Here is a 3,979-nt window from a genome sequence, read left to right on the forward strand (position 1 = left end):
AGAACAAACGGCATCCCGACGTTTTTCCCAAACAGCCTTTCCCCCGATTTCCACAGGAATTCAGAAAGGAATCCGACGGGGCATATCCAACTGCAGAACGCCTTTTTGAAAAGGACAGCGATGACTAGTATGGCGACAAAAATGACGAGACCGGCGGGATGAATGTCATTGATCTCGCCGGTGAGTACAGTGTACTTGAGGCTCATCAGGCTGCTGATCGGCAGAAATGCCTCGACAGAAGGAGGGCGTCCGAAATACGGTGTTTCACCGTAGGTCTCATAGTACCGTACGAAACCGTAAAACCGGTACCCCACAATCAAGACCAGGATCGTGAAAAACAACTGGATGCAGTTTCGCGTGAGCTGATACTTTTTCTTCTGCAACGTGAGCTTCCTATAACGCTTCCACCCGTGCAACTTCAGGTACCTTCTCTTTGAGAATCCGCTCCACACCCATCTGCAGTGTCATCTGTGAACTCGGACACCCGTGGCAGGCGCCGGTGAGTTTCACGGTGACGACATTATCATCGCTGAGCCCCACAAACTCTACATCTCCGCCGTCAGCCCGCAGATATGGCCGTACCAACTCCAGCGCTTTCTCGACCCGCGCTTCGAGCGGTAATATCTTTCCCTCTTTGACCCGCGTAATGTCCACCTTCCAATCAACCGGTCCTCTTTCACAATACACCCATTCAAATTCACCCTCGTACTCGGCGCAGAACTGGTAATATAAGGGTTTCGGGTCATGGTCATTGATGATGCTCAGTGTCTTGCCTACTTCCAGACTTTCGAAGGCTGAAAATATCTTACCATGACGCGCGGCCGGGACAATATCCCGCAGATCAAGTGTCACATTATCGGTTGTCGTACTCATTGCCATATCCTCCAGTTTAGTTTGCCCATATTCTCGATTACACTTCACGATGCATGTTGCGGTATCCTCGATCGCGTATACAGGGCAACTTATCGGCATCCATTCTTTTAAATCAGCGGCAAGAGAATCTTCACTTCCATCAATAATAAAGGCGATATGCCTTCTTTTTTCCCGTTTCTGTCCTGAATAATCTTTCAATGGTATTTTGCAGTTTCTCTTTTTCTAAACCCGGAAACTCGTCGGGAATATTAACCAGCCAGTCGGCATCCCAGATGATTCTGAATTCCGGGGTATCGATTCCTCTTACGCTGTGATGATTCCCGATGATGGTGCAGACACGATCTATAACAGACCTGTCGATCCCGAGATTCGCCATTATTTTCTTGGCGATAGGGGGTCCTTCAATCTCCTGGTAATGCCCGGCGGCCGAACCGTACTTGCGTTCCGCGTCATGAATGCCTATGTCATGAAGCAGGGCGGCGGCATAAACGACATCCTTATCACCGCTTTCTTTTTCCAGGAGTTCCTGTGCATACCTGAAAACCGAAAGTGCATGGTCGATCCGTTTCCGGTCGTCGCCGAATTCGTTCTTGACTGCCTCAATAATGCCCTGAATGGTAGGAGGGGAATCTGTTCTGCTTTCATGTGTTCCGCTGCTGTGAGTCACAGAAGTTGTTCTCCGGTGGAAATATCGGCTTCATTTTTTCTGTTCGGTGAATTCCCGCCAGTATTTTATTGCCCGATCCGCGAGCGATGGATTTTTCTCGTGCAACAGGCCCAACGATCTCACATCGATGAGATTTCCCGGATCGGTGTTCTCAAGAAAAAGCTTCATGAGAATGTCTTTCACCTTATCGTCTTGGGGTAAAATCATAGCCATGAGACGCTCGATGTCCTCTTGTCTCCGATGTTCCAGATCACGCTTCTCGGTCACCTGGGTATAGAGTATTGGTCCAAGGCATTCTTCCGCATGTTTGCACCATTCCGCGCATGAGAAGTTTGCTTTGGGATTCAGAACCTCACGGTGGCATTGGGGGCAGCTCCGCTTAAGATCGATTTTGAAAAATTCTATCAAATAACCACAGTGAGGGCACGGTTTTTCGTGAACATCCTCGGGACGCCAGAACATGGTGCTCTGACCAGGACATTGCTCATTTCCAATTGCCATGAAATGACACCTCCTGTTCTTTCAGGCGCAAAATTATACAGTCGCCCATTCTTCTTGAAGTATTTCACCCTGGAGACTCACCACGATATATTTGATCGGTACTTTCCGATGTGACAGTTTCGCCGCTTCCCGTGCCAGATTCAACAGCCCCATACAGCAGGGAACCTGCATGATGAGAACGGTGAGGGTATTGATTTTTGCATCATCGATCAAGGATTTGATTTTATCGATGTATATGTCCTGCCCCTCATCAAGTTTGGGGCAGGCAATGGCAAGGGATTTACCCTTGAGGAAATCCTGGTGGAAATTCCCCAGAGCATACGCCACACAGTCTGCGGACAGCAGAACATCGGTCCCCTGATAGTATGGTGCGAGCGGCGATACGAGATGGAGCTGAATCGGCCATTGCCGTAACTGGGACTGTACCTTCGCCGCCTGTGTTTTTTCTTCTTCGCCGGTTGCTCTCATATCCAGCATCCGTGATCCCGGGCATCCTTCAAATTCTGTCATAATAAAACCTCCTTGTTTTGAAACTGTTTTTCAAGTGAACATATAAAATCCATAGAGTGCCGTGGTGCATCACCAAACTGCTCATCGACTTCGTTGAAAAGCGAGAACAGGGCGCCGACCTGTTTCAGGGAGAGATTTCTGTCCATCCAAGGATACAGGATTTCATCCTCCCGCTTGATATGTTCCCTAAGCAGTTCACCATAGGCTTCCAGATGGTCCTGTACGGACTTCCTGTCCCCGTTCTCCACACCGGCAATGATCTCCTGAACATGGTTGCGGGCTTGCTTGTGATCTTCTCGCATGGTAGCGATGATATCCAGATTCTCGTCAAAAAAGATAAAAAGTATCTCCTCTTCTTTGGCATGATGGTACCTGTCGGCATAGGATCGTATGAAATTGACGCAGTCGAGTATGAGCTTTTTCCCCTCCGTTGATGTAATATCCAGATTATCGATGATAGCGGGAAGCAGCGCCAGAAACCGCTTAATGACGATATGTTCGTCAACAAGCTTTTTCATGGGGGGTGAATATGCCGCTTTCACGGCAGTTCGCGGTTTCCCGACGATTCCGGGAAGTACGACATCTTTGCCGGGATAGATAACTCCGCCCATAGCATGCATGAGCAGACGCTCCTCATCCGGTGCGAGATTATGGATTTCCACAATATCTTTTAACAGGCATGAACCTACGCTGCAGGATGCACAACCAATGTTGAATTCGTTGAGAATATGTTCGATTTCCGGAAACTCGGTCATTACTTCTTTTATACCCTTGTGTAGGTATTTATCCATAGGTTATCCTCCGATCTCTTTGGTTTATATCAGGTTTGTCTCTGGGTTGATTCCATCAATAAAGGAGCATGGGTGAGGCTGTCAAACGCCCCGGAAACTTCCAACAATGTTGCATTTTTCAGGTACAAAAGCACTTGTGTGTTCACTAAAGTAAGCAGATTTCCCATAATGCAGCGGTTACTGCTGCACTTCTGTGTTTCAAACAGGCAGTTCTTGGATTTAATCGTCCCTTCAATTGACTCGACGATATCGAGCAGTTTTATATTTTCAACCGGTTTCCGTAACATTACTCCACCCTTCGGGCCTCGAACGGACTTCAAAATATTCGCTTTGACAAGGAGCTTGAGAACTTTGTGCAGATGAGCCTCCGACCCATCGAGCGCCGATGCTATTTCCCTGGCAGAAACCAACCGGTCCGGTTGAGATGATATGAATGCCATCGCATGTAATGCTAACGATGTTGCCACTGAGAAGTGTAAAAAAGTATCCACGGGAAGCATCCTTTTCCTATTTTAGTACTAAAATACCAAAATTATTTAATTTGTCAAGTAAAATATTCAGGCTCTTCTCCAAATAATATATGACGACATAAATAATTGCGCATGTTTTGAGTGTTTAGATCCTGAAACGAGTTCAG

At 47.4% G+C, this 3,979-nt stretch carries 7 protein-coding genes and 1 pseudogene; all 8 read right to left on the minus strand.

The features are described 5' to 3' along the window. On the minus strand, window positions 1–383 hold a 383-nt coding region (locus Q8O92_08390; protein ID MDP2983333.1), incomplete at its 3' end, for a 4Fe-4S binding protein. A 10-nt stretch (window positions 384–393) separates the two neighbouring features. Then, entirely contained in the window at window positions 394–624 is a 231-nt protein-coding gene (locus Q8O92_08395) for a NifU family protein (GenBank protein ID MDP2983334.1), read from the minus strand. A 27-nt stretch (window positions 625–651) separates the two neighbouring features. Beyond that, a pseudogene (locus tag Q8O92_08400) lies at window positions 652–873 on the minus strand (DUF2249 domain-containing protein). A 139-nt stretch (window positions 874–1,012) separates the two neighbouring features. Then, entirely contained in the window at window positions 1,013–1,540 is a 528-nt protein-coding gene (locus Q8O92_08405; protein ID MDP2983335.1) for an HD domain-containing protein, read from the minus strand. A gap of 30 nt (window positions 1,541–1,570) precedes the next feature. Then, on the minus strand, window positions 1,571–2,041 hold the full coding sequence (locus Q8O92_08410) for a hypothetical protein (protein MDP2983336.1): 471 nt from the start codon (window positions 2,039–2,041) through the stop codon (window positions 1,571–1,573). 33 nt (window positions 2,042–2,074) lie between these two features. Further along, window positions 2,075–2,551: a 4Fe-4S ferredoxin gene (locus Q8O92_08415; protein MDP2983337.1), complete on the minus strand. Its 477-nt coding sequence runs from the start codon at window positions 2,549–2,551 to the stop codon at window positions 2,075–2,077. Next, on the minus strand, window positions 2,548–3,342 hold the full coding sequence (locus Q8O92_08420) for a hemerythrin domain-containing protein (GenBank protein MDP2983338.1): 795 nt from the start codon (window positions 3,340–3,342) through the stop codon (window positions 2,548–2,550). The genes Q8O92_08415 and Q8O92_08420 overlap by 4 nt, the downstream gene beginning before the upstream one ends. 29 nt (window positions 3,343–3,371) lie before the next feature. Continuing rightward, window positions 3,372–3,833, minus strand: a complete 462-nt coding sequence (locus tag Q8O92_08425; GenBank protein MDP2983339.1) for an Rrf2 family transcriptional regulator — start codon at window positions 3,831–3,833, stop codon at window positions 3,372–3,374. Window positions 3,834–3,979 lie beyond the last annotated feature (146 nt).

It is taken from the genome of Candidatus Latescibacter sp. (genome assembly GCA_030692375.1).
In the GTDB taxonomy this organism is placed as follows: domain Bacteria; phylum Latescibacterota; class Latescibacteria; order Latescibacterales; family Latescibacteraceae; genus JAUYCD01.